We start from the raw sequence: 22988 nt of genomic DNA, 5'->3' as shown, positions 1-22988 counted from the left end.
CGCGATCATCCGGCCAGCACCAGCTTCCCGTCGACCATGGCCCACTGTTCGCCGAAGAGCCCGGCGGGGGCCGGTTCGGCCGTGGCCACCAGCAGTCCGGCGGCCAGCTGGTCCGCGGCGCGCACGAGCCTGCCGAGGAGCCGCTCGCCCTCGCGCTGGTCGAGCCAGCCCGCCGGGTCGTCGGCGAGGATCAGTTTCGGCGCGGGCGCGAGCGCCCTGGCCAGGATGGCCAGCCGGATCTGCTCGCCGGTCAGCTCACGGGGCGCCTTCTTGGCGAAGCCGTCGAGGCCCACGAGCTCCAGAGCGCTGTCGACGGCGTCACGGACCGCCGTGCCGGTCCGCCCGGCGAGCACCAGCGGCAGGGCGACGTTGAGCCGGACGTCGAGGTCGCGCAGCAGCCCGCCGTCCTGCAGCACCAGCCCGATCAGGTCGGGGCCCGGCGGCGACGGCTCGAAGGCGGGCCAGTCGACGGTGCCCGCCGTCGGCTTCTTCATCCCGGCGAGCAGGTGCAGCAGCGTGGTCTTCCCGGCGCCCGCCCTGCCGGTCACCACCGCGCGGGTCTCCTTGGCGATCACGCAGGTGACGCCGTGCACGGCGACCACCGCGGTCAGCCCGGAACCATAGGTGTGCGCCAGCTCCTCGGCGCGGACCAGTGGCGCCGTCACGCCACTCTCACGATCCGCTGCGCGGCCGCCGCCATCTCCGGGTCACGGGTGGCCACGACGACGGCCGTCCCGCGGGCCGCGACGGCGCACAGCAGATCCATGAGTTCGAGCGCGGCGAGCCCGTCGAGTTCACCGGCGGGTTCGTCGGCGAGGAGCACCTCGGGCGCCCCGGCCAGTGCGACGGCGACTCCGGCCCGCGCGCCTTCCAGCGCCGACAGCGTGTCCGGGTAGTCGTCACCCCGTCCGGCCAGCCCGACCAGTTCGAGCAGGTCGTCGGCGGCGCGGAGGGAACGGCGACCGGCGAGCCTGCCCGCCAGCACGACGTTCCGCCCGACGGTGAGGTGATCGAAGAGGTTCCCGCGCCGGAGCAGCACGCCGACCCCGGGAACGCCGATGGGGGCCTCGCCGCCTCCGGCGGGCAGCACGGCCACACACTCGCCCGGGACGGCGAACCGGACGAGGGGGACGGATCCGGGCCCCGGGCCTGCCATGACGGCGGCACGTCGGCGCATGGCCCCAAGGTAAGGCGAAGGGGGTCAACATCGCCTTGATCTCAGGTCAACGGACGGCAAAATATCGCGTCGGTTGGGTGATCCTCTCGCACTTCGGCCACACTCTGAGCGTGCGCCGCCGGATCGTCACCCTCACCGTGCTGGCCGCGGTGCTGGCGATCACCCTGTTCGGGGCGCCGCTGGCCGTCGCGGTCGCCCGGTTCCACGAGGGAAACTCGACCCACGACCTCGAACGGGTCGCCGACACCGTCGTCCTCGGTGTGACCGGCGACCTGGCCAACGGCCGGATCCCGGAACTGAGACCGGTCAAACCGGAGGAAGGCCGGATCCGGGGGATCAGGGTCGCGGTCTACACCCCGACCGGCAGGCTTCTGGTCGGCAACGGCCCGGCCAGCGAAGACCGGTTCGTCCGCGAAGCGCACTACACCGATATGGCGACAGGGATCCGCGAAGACGAGGTCGTCCTGGCCGTCCCGGTGCTCAGCGGACCGTCCCTGGTCGGCGTGGTCCGCGCCGCCCATCCCCGGTCGGAACTGGACGCCAAGATCCGCCTGACCTGGCTGAAGATGATCGTGCTCGGGGGGATCGCGATCGGCGTGAGCTGGCTGATCGGGCGCCGGATCGCCACCCGGCTGGCGCAGCCGCTGGAGGATCTGGCCGCCACCGCCGAACGGCTCGGCGAGGGCGACTTCACCGTCCGCGCCCGCCGGACCGGGGTCCGCGAGATCGATCAGGTCGCCGAAGCGCTCGACGTCACCTCCGAGCGGATCGGCGAGACGCTGGACCGCGAGCGGACCTTCTCCTCCGACGCCTCCCACCAGCTGCGCACGCCGCTGACCGGGCTGCGCCTGCAGCTGGAAGCGGCACTGGAAAGCCCTGATCGCGACCCCTACGCGACGATCCGCGACGGTATCGCCTCGGCCGACCGGCTCGAACGCACCATCGACGACCTGCTGGCGCTGGCCAAGCAGACGAGGGCCCCGCGCGCCCTGCTCGACCTGGGCAAACTCTTCGAAGAGATCCGCCAGACCTGGCACGGCCTGCTCGCCGGACGTGGCCGTGCGCTGCGGATCAGCGGCCGTGACGCCCTGCCGGCGCGGGCGGCGGACGCGGCCGTGCGGCAGGTGCTCGCCGTACTGCTGGACAACGCGGCGACCCACGGACGCGGCACGGTGTCCGTCCTCGCGCGCGACGCCGGGGACGCGCTGGCCATCGACGTGAGCGACGAGGGCACCATCGAGGACGGGCGCGATCCGTTCGTGACCGAGGACCGGACCGAGGAACACGAAGGCAACGGGATCGGGCTGCGGCTGGCCCGGAGCCTGGCCGAGGCGGAGGGCGGGCGGCTGCGGCTGACCAGCCCGGCGCCGACGACGTTCACGCTGCTCCTGCCCGCCGAACGCCCCTCACCGCGAGAAGAAGGCCCGGGCCTGGCGAGCTAGGGGGGGTTACTCGCCAGGCCGGGCCGGTAGGAGGCAAACGCGCCCCGACAGCGCGCACGGCATGCCACCTGAATGAAGACGGTAAAGACCAACGGGCCAACAGACGGTACACGCCGGATTAACTGACACTTTGCTTTTTCATGTCACAGCGCTTTTTCATGGCGAAGGGGATTCGGCCATCGTCCAGCCGGGCTGAATCGATCGTGGGAAGATTGACGGCATGACCACCGAGCCGGCACCGAGATGGCGGAGACTGGAACCGGACGAACGCAAGGAGCAGATCTTCGCCTGCGCGGCCCGCCTTTTCTCCGACCGCCCCTACTCGGAAGTGTCTACTTCGGACATCGCGGCGGAGGCCGGGGTCGCCCGCGGTCTGATCAACCATTACTTCGGCACCAAACGCGAGCTCTACCTGGAGATCATCCGGCGGGCGCTGACCGTGCCGAGGCTCGCCGTCGAGATCCTGCCGGACGGCCCGCTCGAACTGCGCGCCGACGTCGCCATCGACTGGTTCCTGGACATGGTCACCAGCCAGGAGAAGATGTGGCTGGCCGCGATCGCGCCGGAGGGCATCGGCCGCGACCTCGAGGTCGAACGGATCCTCGAAGAAGCCGATCGCGAATCGGCGGACCGGGTGCTCGAAGCCGTCGGCCTCTCCCGCGAAAGCGAACACGGGCCGGAGCTGAACGCGCTGGTCCGCGCGTTCGGCGGGATGGTCAAGGCGGCGGGCCGCGAATGGCTCGTGCGCGGTTCACTCGATCGCGCGCAGGTGCACACCTTGCTCAGCAAATCACTGGTCACGCTGGTCGGTGACGTCTTCCCCGAGATCCAGCGAGGCTGACCGGGGAGAAGCCCCCGGCACCTCGAGGGGGAGGTTGGTGCCAGGGGCTTCGGGAGCCGGTGCCGAGCACCGGTATTCCTCCACACTACGCCGATTCACTGTCACGGCTCTGTCAAATGTCCGATCGCGTTCAGCTGGGTGAGCCGGAGTTCGAGGCCGTCGAGACAACGCTGCACGGCGTAATGGTAAAGCCGCTCATAGTAACCGGCCGCGAGGTCGGGGTCCGCGACCAGCTCGGCGATCGACTCGCCGAGCGCCGCCATGCCGGGCAGGTCCTCGCGCGTGCGGTACGCCGCGTAGCCCTCACTTCGGTCGAGCTGGAGTGCCATCGCGCTCTCGCGGTCGTCCTCCATCGCGACGAACTGGCAGGCGGTGGCGAGCAGCAGGTTGTAGGCGAACGGCGCCTCGCCGCCGAAACCCGCCGCGAGCAGACGGCCGATGCCGGTGTTCATGGTCGGCACGGCGGCGTCGACCGACGGCCCGAACAGGGCGAGGCGTCGCGCCGAACCGGGATAGCGGCGCAGCACGGTGCGCACGGTCGGCAGGAACTCGTCGAACCAGTCCCGCCACGGCAGCGTCCCGTCGGGCAGGGTCAGTTCGCCGACCACCCGGTCCAGCACCGCGACGACGACGGTGTCGCGGTCGCCGACATGGTGGTAGACCACCGCGGGGTAGGCGTCGACGGCGGCCGCGAGCTGCCGCAACGTCCAGTTCTCCAGGCCCGACTCGGCCGACAGCTCCAGCGCGGCGTCGACGATCCGATCCCTGGTGACGGCCGGCCGTCCGGAAGCCGCGCGGGACCTCGGCCGGGAACCCGCGTCTTCGGAGAAAGTCGGCATGCGGGCTACCGTATCCGCATTCGGCTGGTCGGACGGCGGGGGCTTCCGGCAGGATCGGGCCATGCCCCGCGCGCGTGTGAACGGTCTCGAACTCGAGTACGACACCTTCGGCTCCCCCGCGGATCCGCCACTGGTCCTGGTGATGGGACTCGGCGCCCAGATGGTGACGTGGGAGGTCGGCTTCTGCGAACTGCTCGCCGACGGCGGGTTCCACGTCGTCCGCTTCGACAACCGCGACATCGGCCTTTCGTCCTATCTGGACGATCTCCCCGCACCGGATCTGGCCGCGCTCGCCGCGGGCGACCTGACCTCCGCGCCGTACCTGCTGTCCGATCTCGCCGCTGACGCCACCGGACTGTTCGACGCGCTCGGGTTCACCCGCGCGCACGTCGTCGGCGCGTCGATGGGCGGGATGATCGTGCAGCAGCTGGCGATCGACTCACCGGAACGGCTGCTCAGCCTCACGTCGATCATGTCGACCACCGGGGACCCGTCGGTCGGTCATCCGGAGCCCGCCGCGCTCGCCGGGCTGACGCGGCCGCCCGCCGCCACCCGGGAGCAGGCGATCGAAGACGGTGTCGAATGGTTCAAGCTCGTGGGTTCGCCGGGTCACCCGTCCGACGACGAGTTCCTGCGTATGAAGGCCACCCGCAACCACGACCGCGCGAATCACCCCGAGGGCGCGCTGCGGCAGGCCGCCGCCGTCGTCGCTTCGGGTGACCGCACGGCGAAGCTGCGCGACGTCCGCGTCCCCACGCTCGTCATCCACGGCGAGAGCGACCCGCTGATCAACGTCAGTGGCGGGAAGGCGACCGCGGAAGCGATCCCGGACGCGGAACTGCTGCTGTTCCCCGGTATGGGGCACGAACTGCCGCGGCAGCTGTGGCCCGCGATCGCCGACGCGATCGTCGCGCACGCCCGTAACGTCTGAAGGGTCAGGATTCCGTCAAGGTTCCCGGCGGGGACGTAGGGAACGCGTTCACGCCCGCGGCACGGCCGGTGACGCGGAGTTGACTGGACGGATGAGGAAAACCGAGTGTTTCGGGTTCCCGTTCGGTTGCGCCTCCGTCGTCGTCGCGGCGTCGGTGGCCGGACTCCTCGGATCGGCGCGACATCACGTCTTTTCGTTGCTGGCATTGGGTTTCGTGGTACTCGTCACCGGAGTCGTGACTCGATTGACCGCGACCGCCGGAACGGCCTTGATCGCCTGGGCCGTCCACTCCGGATTCACCGCCGGCGCGCTCGGCGAGCTTCGGTTCACCGCCGAGACCGGTGTCGCCGCGATCGTGTTCGCCGCCGCTACCGGGATCGGCGCGCTCGCCGGAGCGGTACGACGGTCCGTGCCGAACGCCGAATCCGAGTCGCCCCGCCCCCTGGAAGAGGCGACTCGGACGCGGCTTTCCGGCCCGGACACACCTGCCCACACCCCTCCGGTGGGCGAATGCGACGGGGATCATCGATCACGGGAAGGTTCCAGCTGGTCCGCTCGTACCCAGGTCGCGTGAAAACCGAGCGGGACACGCTGGGGCAACAGGACCCTGGCCACGGGTCCGGCAGCGAGATCGGCGGCGTCGAAGACGTCCAGCTCCGAGCGCCCCTCACGCTCGTCCTGGACGAAGGTCACCAGATAGCCGTCGGCTGAATCGGCGGCCGCGCCGTCGCGGGGTGCGAACGGCGCCTCACTGCCCCACCGGCCCGGACCGAACCGGTGTTCGGTCTTGGCGCCGGCACGATTGTCGTAGCACACCAGGCCGTCGAACTTGAGCGTCGAGTCCGGCGAGATGTGCACCGCGTAGGAGAAGCGATTCCGGCCGCCGACCACCCTCGAATCGACGGACGGAAACTCGGTGTTGTCGTCGTCGAGCTGGTTCTCAAGGCACTGCCCGGTCCGGAGGTTGAACCGGTAGCGATGCAGTGAGGCGTCCAGTCGCAGGTACGACAGCATCTTGGCGAGCGGGGTGCGCGCGTCTGCCGCGGGCTGCGGACGCTGGACACGGCAGACGTCGAGGACGATTTCCTCGCCCTGCTCCCAGGAATTGACGACGTGGTAGATGTAGCACGGGCTGGCTTCGAACCAGCGGATCTGGCTACCGTTACCGTAGCGAGGAAGTACTCCGAACCGGCTCGGCAGCGACCGGTCGAACAACAGCCTGTGACGGCCGTTGCGGGCCGCCTCCCTGTCCTGGACCAGCGGCAGGTCCATCAGGACGGCGTGGTTCTCGGTGATCGCCATGTCGTGCGGCAGGCGCGGGCCGGGGAGTTCGATGTCGGTCGTGCTCGCGACCTTGCCGTCCGGGCTGATCACGCCGTAGCGCAGGTACGGCGGCCGCGGCCCGTAGTCGAACCAGAACATCTCGCCGGTGCGCTCGTCGACCTTCGGATGGGCCATCATGTCGCCGACCAGCGTGCCGAGGAAGTTCTCGGCGCCCAGCGTCTCCAGCGAAAGCGGATCGACCGAGTACGGCGTGCCGCACAGGTACCAGGTGGAGAGCACCTTGCCGCGATGGAAGATCAGGTCGGTATTGGCGCTGTCCTTGACATTCAGGCCGTGCGTGTTGCCGAACGGGTTGTCCTCGGGCGACTCCATGACGCCCTTCCAGAGCGCCTTGCCCGCTTCGGATTCGGCCTCGAACGCCGAGGTGCGGACCCAGCGGTTGCGGTAGCGGGCCTTGCCGTTCTCCAGGTGGACCGCGTGGATCATGCCGTCGCCGTCGAACCAGTGGTAGCGCCCCTCCGGCGCGAACCGGGGATTGGGCCCGTTGCGCAGGTACACGCCGTTGAGGTCCGCGGGGATCTTGCCGATGACTTCGAGATCGCTCGCGTCGATCTCCTCGCCGACCGGGGCATAGACGCCCATCAGGTACGGGTTGACCTCGGGTTCCCCGGTGGCCGCTGCCACCAGGACGGGTTGCTCGGAGGTGCTCGTCATCGGTACTCCCCGGCTGGTTCGTGTTGACCGATGGCTGAGACACTATGATTTCTGTAGCCAGGTGTCAAGAGGCTTCTACTGCTGTAGTCAGTAGTACGCTGACAGCGACACCACCCTCGGAAGGAACCACGTGACAGAGGCGACGGCGCACCGCGTCCGGCCGGCGGGCGACCCGCTGCGGCGGGCGCTCGAACTGCTCGGCGATCAGTGGACCTTGCTGATCCTGCAGAGCCTTTTCCTGCGCTTCCGCCGTTACGAGGAGCTCAGGCTTCGGCTCGGCATCTCCCCCACCGCGTTGTCCGGGCGGCTGCGCGAAATGGTCGACGCGGGCGTGCTCGTCCGCACGCCGTACCGGGACGCGCGCCGCACCCGGCACGAGTACCGGCTCACCGAACGCGGCCTCGACCTGTGGCCGCTGCTGATCTCGATCTGGGCGTGGGAACGGGAATGGGTCGAGGGACGGCGCGCGGTACTGCCGACGCTGATCCACCTCGACTGCGAACTGGCCACCTCGGCGCCGCTCGGCTGCGCCTCCTGCGAACGCCGGGTCGACGCGCGCGACGTCCGCGCGTGCCGGCTCGACGACACCGGTGTCGTCGAGGCGACGGCGTCGAAACGCTTCCGCCGCAAGGACGCCGAGTCCCTCGCGGGCGATCCGCTGATGTTCTTCCCGGACACCATGGAACTCCTCGGCGACCGGTGGTCGACCGGGGTCGTGGTGAGCGCGCTGCTCGGGGCACGGCATTTCTCCGAGTTCGAACGCGAACTGGGCATCGGGCCGAGCGTGCTTTCGGGGCGGCTGTCGAGGCTCGTGGACGTCGGCGTGCTGCGGACCGGGATCGCGAAGACCCGCACCGACGCGCACGACTACCGGCTGACGGCGAAGGGGCTCGCGTTCTTCCCCGCGCTGGCCTTCATCGCCGAATGGTCACGGGGCTTCGAGGTCCCCGGTCAGGAGCCGGACATCACGCTGGAGCACGTGGACTGCGGCAACCGGCTGAAGCCGATCCTGCTGTGCGACCACTGCTGGCGCCCGCTGCTGCGGGACCGGGTCCGGTTCGGCGGTCCGGTCCAGCTGCCCGCGCCGCCCAGGTGACGTAAATCGACTCGCCAAGCCGGTCGGTTCCTGACAGGCTGGCGTGGTCACACGTCGTCACCTCGGAGGTAAGAATGACTGAACCCGCACCGTCCCCGGCGGATGGCGAAGAGGACGACACGAAGCGCAAGTTCCGCGAGGCCCTGGAGCGCAAGCAGGCTCAGGCCCGCTCCGGCTCGGCGCACGAGAACGGCGGCGGGAAGAACCTGCACGCGCACGGTCCGGCCGCGAACAAGCGCACCTTCCGTCGCAAGAGCGGCTGAGTCCCCGGCACACCCAAGTGCCATGAACGGTCCGTTCCTTGCAAATTTTGCAAGGAACGGACCGTTCATAGCGTTTTAGGGAGCTGCGTTCAGGGAGCTACACCGTCAGGATCGACCGCAGCCCGCCGACCTCGGCCATCCGGCGTTCGGCCAGCCGGTCCGCCGCCGTCGCGGGCGGGACACCGTCGGCCTTCGCCAGCGCGAACACCGCCTTGGTGGTGTCGAAGATGGCCGTCGTCTTGCGCTTGGCCCGCGCGAAGTCGAAACCGTGCCGCTCGTCGTCGACCTGGATCACGCCACCGGCGTTGACCAGGTAATCGGGCGCGAAGAGGATGCCGCGGTCGTCGAGCTGCTTGTCGACGCCCGGGTGCGCGAGCTGGTTGTTGGCCGCGCCGCAGACGATCTTGGACCGGAGCTCGCCGACGGTCTCGTCGGTGAGCACCCCGCCCAGCGCGCACGGCGCGAAGACGTCGAGTTCGGTGCGGATCAGCGCGTCGATGTCTTCGACGACCTCGACCCCGGGGTACGCCGCGCGGGTGCGCTCGATCGCCGCGGGCGAGACGTCGGTGATGACCACCTGCGCGCCCGCCTCGATCAGATGCCCGACCAGGATGTGCCCGACCTTGCCGACGCCCGCGACGCCGACCTTGCGGCCCGCGAGCTCCGGGACACCCCAGACGGCGTCCGCAGAGGCTCGCATGCCTTGGTAGGTCCCGAAAGCGGTGAGCACCGAGGAGTCGCCGGCGCCGCCGTTCTCCGGCGAGCGGCCCGTGACGAACTCCGATTCGCGGGCGACGATGTCCATGTCCTGCACGTAGGTGCCCACGTCGCAGGCGGTGATGTAGCGGCCGCCCAGGGACTGGACGAACCGGCCGAAGGCGCGAAGCAGCGCTTCGGTCTTGTGCTTCTGGGGGTCGCCGATGATGACGGCTTTGCCGCCGCCGAGGTCGAGCCCGGCGAGCGCGTTCTTGTACGCCATCCCCTTCGACAGCGCGAGGACGTCCGCGAGCGCGGCGTCTTCGGACTCGTAGGGGTAGAACCGGGTCCCGCCCAGAGACGGCCCGAGCGCCGTCGAGTAGATCCCGATGATGGCCTTCAGGCCGGTGGCCTGGTCTTGACAGAAGACGACCTGTTCATGGCCGGTACCTCGGCCGAACACTTCGGTCACTGTGGTGACTCCTTGTCCTGGAGTGCACGCTGCTTGTGGCTCACGTGCGAAGTTCCTGCAACAAGGCACAGTCCCCGACGAAGGTCGTCCGGCGGCGACGGTGCCACATCGCAAACCTAGATCGCCCCGGTCCGTTCGCCAAGCCGGGGGCGAGCCGTCTCAGCCGTTGACGACCTCTCCGAGGACGCCGAGCGCGGAATCGAGCTGCCGGTCGGACAGATACGGCGCCGGCCCGAACCTCAGATACGCGCCGCGGCTGTCGGTCCGGACGCCGCGTTCGGCGAGGGCGGCCTGCAGCGCGCCGGCGTTGGCGCACTTCAGCGACAGGAAGCCGCCGACGCGGTCCAGCGGCGTCTCGCGATCACGGGTGATGACGTCCTCGGGAAGCCCGAGCTTGTCGAAGCCCTCGGCGAGGAAGCCCACCTGGTGTCGCGACACCTCCCGCAGGAACTCGGGCGTGAGCCCGTGCTCGGCGAAGAACCGGAAGACGCGAGCGCCCCGGTAGTGGCTCGTCGGGTCGTAGGTCGCTCCGGCGAACCTGTCCGATCCGGCGGCGTAGGCGGTCTGGCCGGGACGGCGCTCGTCCGCGAGCGCGCCGAACTCGGCGTACCAGCCGGTGACGACCGGCCGCAGTTCCTGCGCGTGCGCGGGCATCCGCAGGAAGCAGTTGCCCTCGCCGAGCTGGAGGTACTTGTACCCGCCGCCGAGCACCCAGGCGTTGGTGAGCCCGAGGTCGTGCAGCGAGAACGGGACGACGCCGAGCGCGTGGTAGGCGTCGACGACGAGGTTCACCGACTTCGAAAGGCAGACGTCGGCGAGATGCGCGAGACCCGGCACGAGCCGGGAGGTCTCGAACAGCACCGCCGAGACGAGCACGGCGGCGGTGTCTTCGGTGACCTCGGCCGCGACGCGTTCGGCCAGTGTGGCGACCGGCGCCGCGGGGACGCGGACCACCTCGACGCCTTCCTCCGCCAGCCTGCCCAGCTGACGACGCAGGGTGTGGAACTCGCCGTCGGTGGTGACCAGGCGCGGACGACGAGGCAGGTCCATCGCCGAGAGGAACCGGATCACCAGGTCGTGGGTGCTGGCGCCGAGCGCGATACCGCCGTGCGGGTCACCGAGCAGGGCCCGGAACCCGGCCCGCATCTCGTCGGCCTTCGCGAAGGCACGATCCCACTTCGTGTCGACCTCTTCGGCAGCGTCGGCGAAGGCCTCCAGAAGACCTTCCCGCGCGACGTCCGGCCAGGCCTGGTGCGAGTGCCCGGTCAGCAGGATCCGGTCTGTCACACCGAATGCCTGGTAGTGCTCCGCGAGCGCGTTGGGGTCGCGGCGGAGTTCGTCGAGGTTCGTCAAAGCCTGCTCCGCACCGCCCAGAGGTCCGGGAACATCGGGGAGAAAAGCGTCGTACGCAGATAGTGCGCGCCCGACGAACCCCCCGTCCCGGTCTTGTCTCCGATAGTCCGCTCGACCATCTTCACGTGCCGATACCGCCACTCCTGCATCCCTTCGTCCAGATCGACCAGGTGCTCCGCCACGACGGACGGCCCGGTGTCGTCGCGGTAGACCCGCAACAGAATTTCTTGGAGCGCCGGAGAAGGTTCGAGTGGCTTGGTGACATCGCGCCCGGTCGGGACGTCGTACCCCTTCACCGCGAGGTAGGTGACGAAGGAGTCGAAGAGCGACGGCCGTGACATCGCGTCCGCGATCTGGGCGCGCTGCTCACCGCCCTCGGGGTAATGCGCGAACACCCGCTCGTCCCGGCGGCCGAGGACGGCCTCCAGGACACGGAACTGAGCCGACTGGAACCCGCTCGAAGCGTCGAGTCGCGCACGGAAACTGGTGAACTGGCTCGGAGTCATCGTCTCGAGCACATCGATCTGCGCGACCACCACCTTGAAGATAGTCAGGATTCGCCTCAATGTGCGGACGGCGTGAGCGGTGTTACCCGCTTCGAGTTGCTCCTGCAGGTAAAGCGCCTCGTGGAGAACTTGTTTGAACCAAAGTTCATACACTTGGTGGATCACGATGAAGAGCAATTCGTCGTGCTCGTCGGACCGCGGATGCTGTGCGTCCAGCAATTCGTCGAGCGAAAGGTAGGACGTGTAACTCAATGCGGCCTGAGTGTCGTCGGTCATTTTTCTGTCACCTCGTCGAAATGGCGTTGCGCCGCCGGGGCCAGCGCCTGATAGAGATCGTGGAACAACTCGACCGCGGCCGCCCGGCTCGGCGGAGCGGGCACCAGCCCGACGGGGAGCTCCGGATCGAGTGACGGGAAGGCGCGGAACGTGTGCGTCAGCCAGGTTCGGACCCGGAACGCCTCGGCGTCAGGCAGGTCGCCTGAATATCCGCCGAAATCTCGGACGAAGGAGTCGTAACGCGCGGCGAGGCCGTCGAGGTTCCAGGCCCGCGCGGCGAACCGCCGGACGTCGAGGCCCGCCGACGGTTTCCCGAGCATCAGCCCGGCGTGTTCGGCGACGTCCAGTTCGGCCAGGAGGGCGAGCACCTCGGCCTCGCGGTCGTGCGGGGCGATCCAGGTGCCGTCCTGGACCGGGCCGAACCCGAGGAAACGCAGCCGCCGCACCAGCCGCTCCCGGGCCTGGCGGCGGCTCTCCGGGATGCTCTGCCACAGCACGGTCCACGCCCCGACCTCGCGGTCGCGCCTGCCGAGGGAGAAGATCCGGCGGTCGCCGTCCTCCAGCAACGCGATCGTGCGACGGGTCAGCGAGTAGTGGACGAGCCTGCCCGCCTTGTGCCTCGCGAGCAGGTCGCGACGGGCGAGCCTGGCCAGCGCGATCCGCGCGGCGCCGTCGGAGAAGCCGAGCCCGGCGAGCACGCCGACCAGGCCGCCGGACCAGACACGACGGCTCTCGCGCGGCGACACGTAGGTGCCGAGCAGCGTCATCACCAGCTCTTGGGGACCTGGGTCGCCGTGGGGCGGGGCCGATTCGGGCATACGCGCAACTCTATACACCTCAGGCCGCTGCGGTGTAGCTTGATTCGAGTGACGTACTTCGCGGAGTTGAGCTCGCGTCAGGTGGCCGCGCTCGCGTCCGACGCACGCGTTCCCGTGCTGCTGCTCCCGGTGGGCGCCGTCGAGCCGCACGGACCGCACGCGCCGCTGGGCACCGATCCCCTGATCTCACGCGGGATGTGCGAACGCGCCGCCGCGCGGCTGGCGGGTGATCCCGGTGTCCGGGTGCTGATCCTGCCCGAGGTGCCCTACGGCGTGACTCGGTTCGCCGCCGGATTCGCGGGTGGCGTCTCGATCGGCGAAGAGACCCTGTACGCGCTGCTGACCGAGATCTGTGGCGCGCTCGCCGAACAGGGGCTCACCCGGATCCTGCTGGTCAACAACCATTTCGAACCGGCACATCTGGCCGTGCTGCGGCGGGTGACGGAGACGGCGGGTGCCGGCTTCGTCGACCTCGTCCGCCGCCGGTACGCCGCGCGGCTCACCGACGAGTTCCGCTCGGGTGCGTGCCACGCCGGGCAGTACGAGACGTCGCTGGTGCTCGCCGATCGGCCGGATCTCGTCGACGCCGCCGTCCAGCGCGGACTGCCCGCGGTCCACGTCGACCTGGCACGCGGCGGGGTCACGGACTTCGCCTCGGCCGGGATGACCGAGGCCTACTGCGGAACCCCCGCCCAGGCGACCGCCGAGGAAGGCGAGAAGACCTTCTCGGTGCTCACCGACATCCTGGTCGAAGCGATCCGGGAGCTGGTATGACCTTCAATCTGGCGACCCATTTCGTGGACCGTCTCCCCGGCGAGCGGACGGCGTTGCTGTGCGGCGACGAGGAGGTTACGTACGCACAGCTCGCGGCACTGGTGAACCGGGCCGGGAACGTGCTGCGCGAACTCGGTGTCCGAAGTGGACAGCGGGTCCTGCTGGCGTTGAACGACGGCGTCGAGTTCGTGGCCGTCTGGTACGCGGCGCAGAAGATCGGCGCGGTCACCGCGGAGGTCTACTCCTTTCTGCAGCCCAAGGATTACGCGTACTACCTCGGCTACACGGAGGCGGCCGTCGTCATCGCGGACGCCTCGACGTTGCCCGCGCTGCGCGAAGCCGGGGCACGGAACCTGCTGGTCGTCGGCGACGCGGAGGTACTGCCCGGCGAGCACTCGTTCGCCACGCTGATCGCGTCCGCGCCTGCCGAACTGGAGGCCGCGCCGACCACGCTGGACGACGTCGCGATCTGGAAGTTCACCACCGGCAGCACCGGTGCGCCCAAGGCGTGCGTGCACCCCGCGCGCAGCGCGCTGGAAAGCTTCGACCGGTACGCGCTCGGCGTGCTCGGGCTCCGCGAGGACGACCGCGTGCTGGCCGTGCCGAAGCTGTTCTTCGGCTACGCGCGCGATCTGACCGCGTTGTTCCCGTTCGGTGTCGGCGCGTCCGGGATCGTCTTCCCGCAGCGCAGCACCGCCGACCTGCTGTTCTCGCTGATCGAGCGCTACCGGCCGACGATCCTGGTCAACGTGCCGACCATGATGAGCGCGATGATCGCCCATCCGGCGGCGGCGGAAGTGGACATGAGTTCCCTGCGGCTTGCGACTTCCGCGGGCGAGGCGTTGCCGTCGGAGCTGCATCGCAAATGGGACAACCTGTTCGGTGTCCCGGTGATCGACGGGATCGGCTCGTCGGAGGCCTACCACATCTATCTGTCCAATGTGCCCGGCGCGCAGCGGGTCGGCAGCCTCGGCCGCGAGGTCCCCGGCTACACCGCCCGGGTGCTGGACGAGAGCGGCGATCCGTTGCCGGACGGGGAGATCGGCACCCTGGAGGTGACCGGCCCGACGATCGCGCGCGAGTACTACGGCGACGCGGAGAAGACCGCGCGGACCTTCCACGGCGACACCCTGCGCACCGGCGACCTGTTCAGCCGCGACACCGACGGGTACTTCCACCACCACGGCCGCGCCGACGACCTGCTGAAGGTGTCCGGCGTGTTCGTCGCGCCGAGCGAGATCGAAGACTGTCTCATCGGTCATCCCGCCGTCGTCGACTGCGCGGTGCTGGGGGTGACCGTCGACGGCCTCGTCGTCCCGCGGGCATGCGTCGTCCTGGCGGAAGGCGCTTCCGTCACGGCCGAGGAACTCAAGGACCACGCGCGGGCCCAGCTGGCGAAGCACAAATACCCGCGCGAGGTGGTGTTCGTGACCGAACTCCCCCGTACCGCCAACGGAAAACTCGATCGGCGCGCGCTGCGCCGGGTGGAGGCAGAGTGAGCAGGATCGTCGTCGTCACCGGCGGGACACGCGGGATCGGTGCGGCCATCGCCGCCCGGTTCCAGGCCGCCGGCGACAAGGTGCACGCCCCCGGCCGGGCCGACTGCGACGTCACCGACGAAGACGCCGTCGCGCGGTACTTCGACGGCATCGGGCCGGTGGACGTGCTGGTGAACAACGCCGGGATCTCGGCGAGCGCCCCGCTGGCGAAGACCTCGCTGGAGCAGTGGCGGACCCAGCTCGAGGTCAACGCGACCGGCGCTTTCCTGTGCACACGGGCGGTGCTGCCCGGCATGCGGTCGCGCGACACCGGACGGATCGTCACCGTCGCCTCGACGGCGTCGCATATCGGCTACCGCTACACGGCCGGCTACACGGCCTCGAAACACGCCGCCCTCGGCCTGATGCGAGCGACCGCCGCGGAACTGGCGGGCACCGGTGTCACCGCGAACGCCGTCTGCCCGGCCTTCGTGCGCACGGACATGACGGCCGCCTCCGTCGCCCGGATCCAGGAACGGACCGGCCGCGACGAAGCCGACGCGGAAGCCGCCCTCGCCGCCGCGTCGCCACTCGGCCGCCTGCTCGAACCCGACGAGGTCGCCCACGCGGTGACCTTCTTCGCGGCACCCGAAGCCGCCGCGATCAACGGACAGACACTCGTCCTCGATGGAGGTGGGATCCAGTCATGAGCCCGTTCCGCGCCACGCCGCCGATCACGACGGACTGGGAGCACTTCGAGTTCACCGTGGACGACGGCGTCGCCACGGTCACCTTGAACCGCCCCGACAAACTGAACGCGCTCACCTTCGACAGCTACGCCGACCTGCGTGACCTGCTGGCCGAGCTGCCGCATCGCGGCGACGTCCGGGTGCTGGTCATCACCGGGCAGGGACGTGGTTTCTGCTCCGGCGGCGACGTCGAAGAGATCATCGGCGAACTGCAGAAAATGGAGTCCGCGGAACTGCTGGAGTTCACGCGGATGACCGGTGCCGTGGTGAAGGCGCTGCGGGAATGCCCCATCCCGGTGATCGCCGCGGTGAACGGCGTCGCCGCGGGCGCGGGCTCGGTGATCGCGCTGGCGAGCGACTTCCGGCTGCTGGCGTCGTCGGCGAAATTCGCCTTCCTGTTCACGAAGGTCGGACTGGCCGGTGCGGACATGGGCTCGGCGTACCTGCTGCCGCGCCTGGTCGGCCTTGGCCGGGCGACGGAACTGCTGATGCTGGGCGACAAGATCGACGCCACCCGCGCGGAGGCGATCGGCCTGGCCTCGAAGGTGGTTCCCGACGATTCGCTGGCTTCGGAGGCTTCCGCGTTGGCTCGGCGTCTTGCCGATGGGCCGGCTTTGGCTTACAGCACGACGAAGGTCCTGCTGACGCGTGAGCTCGACATGGATTTGGGGAGTTCCATCGAGCTGGAGGCGATCACCCAGGCTTTGCTGATGACGGCCAAGGATCATGGGGAGTTCTATGCGGCTTGGGCGGCTGGGCGTTCGCCTCAGTGGACTGGGCGGTGAGTTCTTTTCGCTGGTGGGCGGCCACTGGGGGCCAATTGCTCGCGCGATGGTGGACTGTGTGGATTTTGGGACGTCAGATGTCCCAAAATCCACACAGTCCACCGCCGGGCATGACGAGGGGCCCGTCGCCGACGGGCTCCTCGATGTTCAGACGTGATGCAGGGTGTTACGCCGAGGTTGTCGGAGCGGGTCCCGGTATTGGGGTGGGATGAACTCGGGTAACCCGTCGGCCGCCATCCGTACTTCCCAGTCACCGTGGTGGATCAGCCGGTGATGGAAGCTACACAGCAGCACCAGATTCCGGAGATCAGTGGGTCCGCCGTCCGCCCAGTGATGAATGTGGTGGGCGTGGCAGTTCTTGGGTTTCCGGTGGCAGCCGGGGAAGGCGCAGCCGCCGTCGCGGATGTTCAACGCTCGGCGCTGGCCGGGCGTGACAAACCGTCGTAGCCGCCCCAGGTCGAGGGGCTCACCCGCAGCACTCATCACGACCGGCAACATCAGGCAGTCGCAGGCCGCCAGTCGGGCTTCCCGGGCGGTCATCGTCCCGACAAAATCCAGGCAGGCAGTGCCGAGACCGGACTTCAGCTCCTCAAGCCCGATGGTCACATGCACCAACGTGCGATAGCCACTGGTGCCCGGCTGATCCGGGCACGCGACCGCTAAGTCCAGAAGCTCTGCCCAGGCGTCTCCCATGCGCTCGCACTTCATCCGCAGGTCGGCTTGTCCGAACTCGTCGACTGGGCGTGGCTGGGCATGGGCCTCCAGCGCGGCGGCGGTGCGGGCACCGGTCTCGTCATCCAGGAGGCCGGTCAGTTTCCAGAACCCGTTCTTCCGGCGCTCCAGCGTGATTTCGCGGCGCGGTTCCTTCGGCTCTGGTTCCTTTGGTTCCTTGCCATCCGGATCCAGCAAGCCCAGTAGATTCGCCTCGGCATCGGCGAGCTGCCGCGGACCGGCACTCGGGGCAAGGTTCGCGAGGATCTGCTCCGCACCTGCCCGCTCCTCGGCCGAAACCTCGGCCGGAAGGTTTTTCAAGATCTCCAGGATCTGATCGATCCGCTCATCCCCGACCAACCCCTGAGCCGCCACCGCCGCGGTCGCGGGAGCGACAGGCGGAACCTCGGTGCCGTCCAACGCGCGGGTGGGATTCAGCGCGAGGGCCCGCTTCATCACCGCACCCGCCTCAGCGCGCGACAACCCCGCCACATCCGCAAGCCAGCTCGCCGCACTGCCATACCCATACAAATCCTTGGCACCACGAGACTCGATCTCCGCCAAGAACCGCCCCAAACAAGCGGTCGCCACCCTGATCACCTGCAACGACTGCTCCACGCCATGCGCAAGCTCCAGCTTGCCGGCGCGCCACAGCTCCTGCGGCAACTCGGGAAGGAAGGTCTCGGACACCCCTCCATAATACCGCAATCCAGTCGAACACGTGTTCGTAATTATAAGCACAAGCGAAACCGCACGAACAACACTGAAGAGTGAAACGGCCCCCAACCCCAATTCACCCCGAGCAACCCTCGCAATTAGTCGACTAAATGCGAAGCCGCACCCAGCAACCGCTCAGCCAGAACCCGGCACCGCTCCCCCAGCTCCACCGGCTCGATCACCTCGAACGCATGTCCCAGCACCACCACATGCATCAGCAGGAAATCGAGGTCCCCCGCCCCGCTCAGCACCTCGCACCGCGACCGGTCCCGTTCCCGCACCACCGCCGCCGACGCCGGAATTTGCGCCCGTACAACGGAAGCGGGCGCGTGGACCAGGAATCGTGCCTGATGCCGGTAGACCCGGCTGGCGATGTTCTCCTGCACGTAAGCCGCCGCGTCGGGTGCCGGGCGCGGGCGGAAACGCCACGATCGCGCGGAAACCTCGGTCATCTTGTCGACGCGGAAGGTGCGCCAGTCGTCGCGGTCGAGGTCGTAGGCGAGCAGGTACCAGCGTCGCCCGGAGGCCACCAGCCGATACGGCTCGACCCGCCGCGACGTAGAGCCCGAAGACGACGGGTACCCGAAGCCCGCCTCGACCTCGTCGCGGCACGCGCGGGCCAGGGTCATCAGCACGTCGGGGTCGATCGAGGCGCGGCTTCCGTCGAAGGAGACGACCGAGCCGGAGAGTGCGTTCACCTCGTGCCGCAGCCTGGTCGGCAGCACCCGGTCGAGTTTCGTCAAGGCCCGCAACGCGGCTTCCCCGCTGCCCGCGCCGGCGAGCAGCGAGACCGCGGTGGCGATCGCCTCCTCGTCGTCCAGCAGCAACGGCGGCATGTCGTGGCCGGGCCCGAGCTGGTAACCGCCGCCGACACCGTTGCTCGCCTGCACCGGGTAGCCGAGCGCGCGCAGGCGCTCGACGTCACGCCGGATCGTGCGCGGCGTGACACCGAGCCGCTCCCCCAGTTCCGGGCCGGTCCACACGGCGCGCTGCTGCAACAGCCCGAGCAGGGTGAGCACCCGCTCGGTCGTCCCGCGCTCGTCCTCCATGTCACCCACTCTGCCAGAGATAGCGGACCGATCCTGTCCGCTAGGCATGTCAGAGTGGTCCCATGAACCGCAAGAGCCGCGAATTCCAGGTCAGCTTCGACGCCCTCGACCCGAAAGCCCTGTCGACCTTCTGGCGCGACGCCCTGGGCTACGTCCACCCCGGTCCGCCCGGGGTCGAGGTGCCCGAGGGCACCGACCCGCTGGACGCGTGGGACGAGTTCCTCGAGCGGGTCGGCGTGCCCGTGGATCAGCGCAACAGCCGCTCGGCCCTCGAAGACCCGGCCGGCGAAGGGCCGAGGATCTTCTTCCAGCAGGTCCCGGAGGACAAGATCGCGAAGAACCGCGTCCACCTCGACATCCGTGCAGCTCCCGGGCTTCAGGGAGACGAGCGCATGGCGGCGCTCGAAGCCGAATGCGACCGTCTCGTCGCCCTGGGCGCGACGCGAGTGAAGCGCTTCGAGCCCGAGCAGCCGTTGAGCCTCGGCTTCATCGTGATGAACGACCCCGAGGGCAACGAGTTCTGCCTAGACTGACGTCACCGCGATCGCGTTGTCCTCCAGGGATCCGAAGTAGAGGGTCCCGGCCCGCTCGCGGACGCCGACGAGCACGTGGAAACCGTCGATCTCCCCGCGCAGTTCGTGGACCCGCTTCCCGTCCGGAGTCACCCCGCGCACCCCGCATTCCCGCGCGGGCGCGGGCTGCAGGGCGGTCGGCAACGCCCGGACACCGGCCCGCAGCGGCGCGGGGAGCTTCTGCACCAAGGAAAGCGCGGGCACCTTCGGGCTCGCCACGGTGATCCAGATCAGCCCGTCGCTGCCGGTCGAGATGTTGTCGGGATAGCCCCACAGATCGTCGACGAGGTAGTCCCGCGTGCCCGCCTTGTCGCCCGTGAGCCATACGCGCGCGACCCGGCAGGCGCCGGTCTCGGCGACGGCCACATAGGACTCGTCGGGTGGCAGCGCGACGCCGTTGGCGAACTGGAAACCGTCCGCGAGCTGCTCGAACTTCCCGTCCGGCGTACGCCGCAGGAGCCGTCCGCCGCCGGTCTGCTCGATCAGGTCGTCGCGCCATTTCTCGATGCCGAAGCGGCGCGACGAGTCGGTGAAGTACACCGTGCCGTCGGAGGCGACGGCGGCGTTGTTGCAGAACACGAAGTCGAGCCCCACCGCCGAAGTCGCCAGCGTGGTGACGGGGCCACCGGCGAGGGGCATGGTGAGCAGACCGGCCTTGGCATCGCAGATCAGGAGGTCTTCGCCGTAGAACTCCAGGCCCAGCGGACGGCCGCCGGTGTCGCCGAGGACGTCGATCCGCTTGCCGTCCGGCGTGACGCGCAGGATCCGCCCGTCGTCGACGCCGGTGTAGATCCGCCCCTGGTCGTCGACCACGACGTCCTCGGGACCGTGCCCGTTGACCGGGATGACCGTGACCTCGCCGAACGCCATCGCGTATGTCTCCTAGCGGTAGGTGAGCAGTTCCGCGGCTTCCGCCTCGAAATGCGGATGTTCGTTGAACGACAACAAGGTCACCCCGCCGCGGCCGGACACCAGTTTGGTGATGCCCGCGTTCACGGTGACCCGGTTCAGTTTCAGCAGCCCCGCCTCCGGCGTGCCCATGAGCGCGCCGCAGACCGTCGCGATCACGCCACCGGAGCTGAAGACGACGGCGTGCTCACCCTTCCCCAGCGACGCCACGACGTCGGCCAGCGCATCCTTGACCCGAGCCAGGAACTGGGGCCAGGTCTCGGCACACGGACCCGAAGCTCCCGCCGACACCCAAGCGCTCAGCGCACCGTCCAAAGCGGCCTGATACGCCCGCGAGTCGGCCTGCTGGACACCGGCGGCATGGTACTTCGCGATGTCGACGTGGTCGTACTCGTTCCAGCGCTCGTCCTCGACGACGGCGATCCCGGAACCGAGCACCTTCAACGCCGTCGCGGCCGTATCCCGTTGGCGGGCTAGGGAACCCGCTCGTGCTTGGGTGAACTCGACACCCCGCCGAAGCAGTTCCTCACCGACCACAGTGGACTGTTCGAAACCGCGCGGCGAGAGCTGGTCGTAATTCTCCGCGCCGAACGACGCCTGCCCGTGCCGGACCAGATAGATCGCGCCCATCTACGCTCGCCCTCCTCCGATGATCCGGCGGCAGCGCCCGTCGAGGTAGCCGACGAACTGCCAAAGGTCCTTCAGCGCCGGATTGGCCGTCTGCCCCGCGTGGTAGCGGTAGTAGATCTGCTGTATCACCACCGCGAGCCGGAACAGGCCGTACACCTCGTAAAACGTCCAGTCGCCGATAGCGAGACCGGATCGCTCCGCGTACCGTCGCACGAACTCCTCACGTGTGTACATCCCCGGCAGGTGCGTCGGCTGGCGACGGCTGAGCTTCATGACGTCGTCATCGTCGTCCTGCACCCAGTAGGCCAGGGTGCTGCCCAGTTCCATCAGCGGATCGCCGAGGGTGGCCATCTCCCAGTCGAGCACTCCGATGATGCCGAGATCGTCGTCGAGCACCAGATTGTCGAGCCGGTAGTCGTTGTGGATCAGGCAGATCTTCACCTCGGACGGCTGGTTCTCCTTCAGCCACGCCATCACCTCGGCGCAGTCCGGGACGTTTTCCGTGCGGGCCTTGAGGAACCGCTCCGACCAGCCGCGCACCTGGCGTTCGACGTATCCGGCGCCCTTCCCGAGGTCGGCCAACCCGGCGGCTTCGACGTCGACGGCGTGCAGCTCGACGAGCCGGTCGACGACCTTGCCGCACAGTTCGCGCGCGCTCTCCGGCGACAGGTCGAGCCCGGCGGGCAGATCTCCGCGCAGGATCAGGCCTTCGAGCCGCTCCATCACATAGAAGTCGCCGCCGAGCACGGTTTCGTCGGCACAGAAGGCGAGAACCTCCGGCACGTAAGGGAAGACCGGCCGCAGCGCCTGCTGGACCCGGAACTCGCGGCGCATGTCGTGCGCGGACGCGGCCTTGTGCCCCAGCGGCGGGCGCCGCAGGATCAGCTCGCGATCCGGATACGTCAACAGGTACGTGAGGTTCGAGGCGCCGCCGGGGAACTGGCGGACCCCGGGCGGCGAGTCGCCGAGCCCGGGCACCCGCGCGGCCAGCCAGGCGTGCACGGCGGCGGGATCGAACGAGTCCTCGCCGCGTACCTCGACGGTCTTGTCCGCGACGGTCATCCGAACTTCTTCAGCAGCGAAGCCGGGACAAGCGGGAAGAGCTTCGAGAGCACGCTCCACGGCCACGTGGGCACGAACGCCTTCGCCGTCTCGGATTCGATCGCCTTCACCAGCGCCTGCGCGCCGGGCTCCGCCTTGACCGCGCCCGGAAGCTTCGAGATGTCTTCGTTCATCTCCGATTCGATGAACCCGGGGTGCAGCGTGGTGACCTTGATCGGGGTCTTCAGCAGCTCGATCCGGGTTCCCTCGGCGAACGCCGAGATACCCGCCTTCGAGGCGGCGTACGCGGTGGTGTTGCCGGGCACGCCGCGAAGCGCGAGGAAGGAGGAAATGACCACGAGATGGCCGTCCTTCTGCTTGCGGAAGATGCCGACGGCGGCCTCGATCTGGGCGGCCGCGGCGAGGAAGTTGGTCTGGAGGGTCTGGCGGTTGGCGTCGAAGCGGCCGGTGCCGACTCGCTGCCCTTTGCCGAGCCCCGCGTTCACGATCACACGATCGAGGGAGCCGAGCTCCTCGCGGAACTCCTCGAAGACGGCGAAGACCTGGTCGTGGTCGTTCACGTCGAGCTTCCGGGTGACCACGGTGATGCCGGGGTACGCCTTCTTGAGCTCCGCGGCGAGGGCTTCGAGCCGGTCGACACGGCGCGCGGCCAATGCCAGATTGCGGCCTCTCGCGGCGTACTGCCTGGCCATTCCTTCGCCGAGTCCGGAGCTCGCCCCGGTGATCAGGATGTTCTTCCGCAGGACCATGGGCAGGAGCTTACCGGTTGGTAACAAGTCTGGGATCCCCTTGGACACGGGGCTGCCCCCGGCGCCTGGAGTTCGCCGGGGGCAGCCTGTCCGCA

Annotated in this window: 25 protein-coding genes; 11 read left to right on the top strand and 14 right to left on the bottom strand. The window is 69.0% G+C overall.

The window, feature by feature from the left end:
* Window positions 1-5: 5 nt before the first annotated feature.
* Window positions 6-665, bottom strand: coding sequence for an ATP-binding cassette domain-containing protein (locus ACIBTM_RS24165; RefSeq protein WP_395879343.1), 660 nt, complete (start codon window positions 663-665; stop codon window positions 6-8).
* Window positions 662-1177 carry a lipoprotein ABC transporter ATP-binding protein gene (locus ACIBTM_RS24160; protein WP_395879342.1) on the bottom strand — a complete coding sequence of 172 codons (516 nt, stop codon included), beginning with the start codon at window positions 1175-1177 and terminating at the stop codon, window positions 662-664. The genes ACIBTM_RS24165 and ACIBTM_RS24160 overlap by 4 nt, the downstream gene beginning before the upstream one ends.
* Window positions 1178-1254: 77 nt before the next feature.
* Between ACIBTM_RS24160 and ACIBTM_RS24155 the strand changes: the two genes are divergently transcribed.
* Both ACIBTM_RS24155 and ACIBTM_RS24150 read left to right on the top strand, forming a co-directional pair.
* Window positions 1255-2619, top strand: coding sequence for a sensor histidine kinase (locus ACIBTM_RS24155; RefSeq protein WP_395879341.1), 1365 nt, complete (start codon window positions 1255-1257; stop codon window positions 2617-2619).
* 220 nt (window positions 2620-2839) lie between these two features.
* The gene (locus ACIBTM_RS24150) at window positions 2840-3460 is read left to right on the top strand and encodes a TetR/AcrR family transcriptional regulator (protein WP_395879340.1); all 621 of its coding nucleotides are present in this window, start codon (window positions 2840-2842) and stop codon (window positions 3458-3460) included.
* A 101-nt stretch (window positions 3461-3561) separates the two neighbouring features.
* Here the strand turns inward: ACIBTM_RS24150 and ACIBTM_RS24145 are convergent, their stop codons facing one another.
* Window positions 3562-4299 carry a TetR/AcrR family transcriptional regulator gene (locus tag ACIBTM_RS24145; RefSeq protein ID WP_395879339.1) on the bottom strand — a complete coding sequence of 246 codons (738 nt, stop codon included), beginning with the start codon at window positions 4297-4299 and terminating at the stop codon, window positions 3562-3564.
* A 61-nt stretch (window positions 4300-4360) separates the two neighbouring features.
* Between ACIBTM_RS24145 and ACIBTM_RS24140 the strand changes: the two genes are divergently transcribed.
* Both ACIBTM_RS24140 and ACIBTM_RS24135 read left to right on the top strand, forming a co-directional pair.
* A complete protein-coding gene (locus ACIBTM_RS24140) occupies window positions 4361-5230 on the top strand; it encodes an alpha/beta fold hydrolase (RefSeq protein ID WP_395879338.1) in 870 nt (289 codons plus the stop codon).
* Between the two features lie 91 nt (window positions 5231-5321).
* A complete protein-coding gene (locus tag ACIBTM_RS24135) occupies window positions 5322-5804 on the top strand; it encodes a hypothetical protein (protein WP_395879337.1) in 483 nt (160 codons plus the stop codon).
* Here ACIBTM_RS24135 and ACIBTM_RS24130 read toward each other — a convergent pair.
* Window positions 5753-7228 carry a carotenoid oxygenase family protein gene (locus tag ACIBTM_RS24130; protein WP_395879335.1) on the bottom strand — a complete coding sequence of 492 codons (1476 nt, stop codon included), beginning with the start codon at window positions 7226-7228 and terminating at the stop codon, window positions 5753-5755. The two genes, ACIBTM_RS24135 and ACIBTM_RS24130, sit on opposite strands and share 52 nt — an antisense overlap.
* A gap of 130 nt (window positions 7229-7358) precedes the next feature.
* On the opposite strand from ACIBTM_RS24130, the gene ACIBTM_RS24125 reads away from it, so the two are divergent.
* On the top strand, window positions 7359-8324 hold the full coding sequence (locus ACIBTM_RS24125; RefSeq protein WP_395879334.1) for a winged helix-turn-helix transcriptional regulator: 966 nt from the start codon (window positions 7359-7361) through the stop codon (window positions 8322-8324).
* A gap of 74 nt (window positions 8325-8398) precedes the next feature.
* Window positions 8399-8587 carry a DUF5302 domain-containing protein gene (locus tag ACIBTM_RS24120; protein WP_005162443.1) on the top strand — a complete coding sequence of 63 codons (189 nt, stop codon included), beginning with the start codon at window positions 8399-8401 and terminating at the stop codon, window positions 8585-8587.
* Window positions 8588-8684: 97 nt separating this feature from the next.
* On the opposite strand, the gene ACIBTM_RS24115 is transcribed toward ACIBTM_RS24120, so the two are convergent.
* The 4 genes from ACIBTM_RS24115 to ACIBTM_RS24100 all read right to left on the bottom strand — a co-directional run bounded on the left by ACIBTM_RS24115 (window position 8685) and on the right by ACIBTM_RS24100 (window position 12708).
* On the bottom strand, window positions 8685-9755 hold the full coding sequence (locus tag ACIBTM_RS24115) for a Glu/Leu/Phe/Val dehydrogenase (RefSeq protein WP_395879333.1): 1071 nt from the start codon (window positions 9753-9755) through the stop codon (window positions 8685-8687).
* A 159-nt stretch (window positions 9756-9914) separates the two neighbouring features.
* Entirely contained in the window at window positions 9915-11108 is a 1194-nt protein-coding gene (locus ACIBTM_RS24110; RefSeq protein WP_395879332.1) for a kynureninase, read from the bottom strand.
* Window positions 11105-11890 (bottom strand): tryptophan 2,3-dioxygenase, encoded by a 786-nt coding sequence (locus ACIBTM_RS24105; RefSeq protein WP_395879331.1) that lies wholly within the window; start codon window positions 11888-11890, stop codon window positions 11105-11107. The genes ACIBTM_RS24110 and ACIBTM_RS24105 overlap by 4 nt, the downstream gene beginning before the upstream one ends.
* Window positions 11887-12708 carry a PaaX family transcriptional regulator C-terminal domain-containing protein gene (locus ACIBTM_RS24100; protein WP_395879330.1) on the bottom strand — a complete coding sequence of 274 codons (822 nt, stop codon included), beginning with the start codon at window positions 12706-12708 and terminating at the stop codon, window positions 11887-11889. The genes ACIBTM_RS24105 and ACIBTM_RS24100 overlap by 4 nt, the downstream gene beginning before the upstream one ends.
* A gap of 48 nt (window positions 12709-12756) precedes the next feature.
* Here ACIBTM_RS24100 and ACIBTM_RS24095 point away from each other — a divergent pair, with 48 nt between their 5' ends.
* Genes ACIBTM_RS24095 through ACIBTM_RS24080 form a run of 4 tightly spaced genes read left to right on the top strand, consistent with a single transcriptional unit; the run spans window position 12757 to window position 16494 of the window.
* Window positions 12757-13482, top strand: coding sequence for a creatininase family protein (locus tag ACIBTM_RS24095; protein WP_395879329.1), 726 nt, complete (start codon window positions 12757-12759; stop codon window positions 13480-13482).
* Window positions 13479-14981: a benzoate-CoA ligase family protein gene (locus tag ACIBTM_RS24090; protein ID WP_395879328.1), complete on the top strand. Its 1503-nt coding sequence runs from the start codon at window positions 13479-13481 to the stop codon at window positions 14979-14981. Before ACIBTM_RS24095 ends, ACIBTM_RS24090 begins: the two co-directional genes overlap by 4 nt.
* The gene (locus ACIBTM_RS24085; protein WP_395879327.1) at window positions 14978-15670 is read left to right on the top strand and encodes an SDR family NAD(P)-dependent oxidoreductase; all 693 of its coding nucleotides are present in this window, start codon (window positions 14978-14980) and stop codon (window positions 15668-15670) included. Before ACIBTM_RS24090 ends, ACIBTM_RS24085 begins: the two co-directional genes overlap by 4 nt.
* Complete coding sequence (locus ACIBTM_RS24080) at window positions 15667-16494, top strand: enoyl-CoA hydratase family protein (RefSeq protein WP_395879326.1); 828 nt, start codon at window positions 15667-15669, stop codon at window positions 16492-16494. The genes ACIBTM_RS24085 and ACIBTM_RS24080 overlap by 4 nt, the downstream gene beginning before the upstream one ends.
* Before the next feature lie 147 nt (window positions 16495-16641).
* Here the strand turns inward: ACIBTM_RS24080 and ACIBTM_RS24075 are convergent, their stop codons facing one another.
* Both ACIBTM_RS24075 and ACIBTM_RS24070 read right to left on the bottom strand, forming a co-directional pair.
* The gene (locus ACIBTM_RS24075; RefSeq protein WP_395879325.1) at window positions 16642-17895 is read right to left on the bottom strand and encodes a DUF222 domain-containing protein; all 1254 of its coding nucleotides are present in this window, start codon (window positions 17893-17895) and stop codon (window positions 16642-16644) included.
* Window positions 17896-18020: 125 nt separating this feature from the next.
* Window positions 18021-18971, bottom strand: coding sequence for a helix-turn-helix transcriptional regulator (locus ACIBTM_RS24070; protein ID WP_395879324.1), 951 nt, complete (start codon window positions 18969-18971; stop codon window positions 18021-18023).
* Between the two features lie 62 nt (window positions 18972-19033).
* Between ACIBTM_RS24070 and ACIBTM_RS24065 the strand changes: the two genes are divergently transcribed.
* Window positions 19034-19504 carry a VOC family protein gene (locus ACIBTM_RS24065; RefSeq protein WP_016332146.1) on the top strand — a complete coding sequence of 157 codons (471 nt, stop codon included), beginning with the start codon at window positions 19034-19036 and terminating at the stop codon, window positions 19502-19504.
* Here the strand turns inward: ACIBTM_RS24065 and ACIBTM_RS24060 are convergent.
* From ACIBTM_RS24060 to ACIBTM_RS24045, 4 genes are read right to left on the bottom strand one after another with little or no spacing between them, the layout of a single operon-like run.
* Window positions 19496-20413 carry an SMP-30/gluconolactonase/LRE family protein gene (locus tag ACIBTM_RS24060; RefSeq protein ID WP_395879323.1) on the bottom strand — a complete coding sequence of 306 codons (918 nt, stop codon included), beginning with the start codon at window positions 20411-20413 and terminating at the stop codon, window positions 19496-19498. The genes ACIBTM_RS24065 and ACIBTM_RS24060 overlap by 9 nt on opposite strands.
* A gap of 12 nt (window positions 20414-20425) precedes the next feature.
* The gene (locus ACIBTM_RS24055) at window positions 20426-21082 is read right to left on the bottom strand and encodes a histidine phosphatase family protein (protein WP_395879322.1); all 657 of its coding nucleotides are present in this window, start codon (window positions 21080-21082) and stop codon (window positions 20426-20428) included.
* The gene (locus ACIBTM_RS24050; RefSeq protein ID WP_395879321.1) at window positions 21083-22144 is read right to left on the bottom strand and encodes a phosphotransferase family protein; all 1062 of its coding nucleotides are present in this window, start codon (window positions 22142-22144) and stop codon (window positions 21083-21085) included.
* Complete coding sequence (locus ACIBTM_RS24045) at window positions 22141-22893, bottom strand: SDR family oxidoreductase (RefSeq protein WP_395879320.1); 753 nt, start codon at window positions 22891-22893, stop codon at window positions 22141-22143. The genes ACIBTM_RS24050 and ACIBTM_RS24045 overlap by 4 nt, the downstream gene beginning before the upstream one ends.
* Between the last annotated feature and the right edge of the window lie 95 nt (window positions 22894-22988).

Origin of the sequence: Amycolatopsis sp. NPDC049868 (genome assembly GCF_044461365.1) — a bacterium.
Taxonomy (GTDB): domain Bacteria; phylum Actinomycetota; class Actinomycetes; order Mycobacteriales; family Pseudonocardiaceae; genus Amycolatopsis.
Note: the sequence above shows the minus strand (reverse complement) of the source record. Positions and strands in the feature narration are given on the sequence as shown.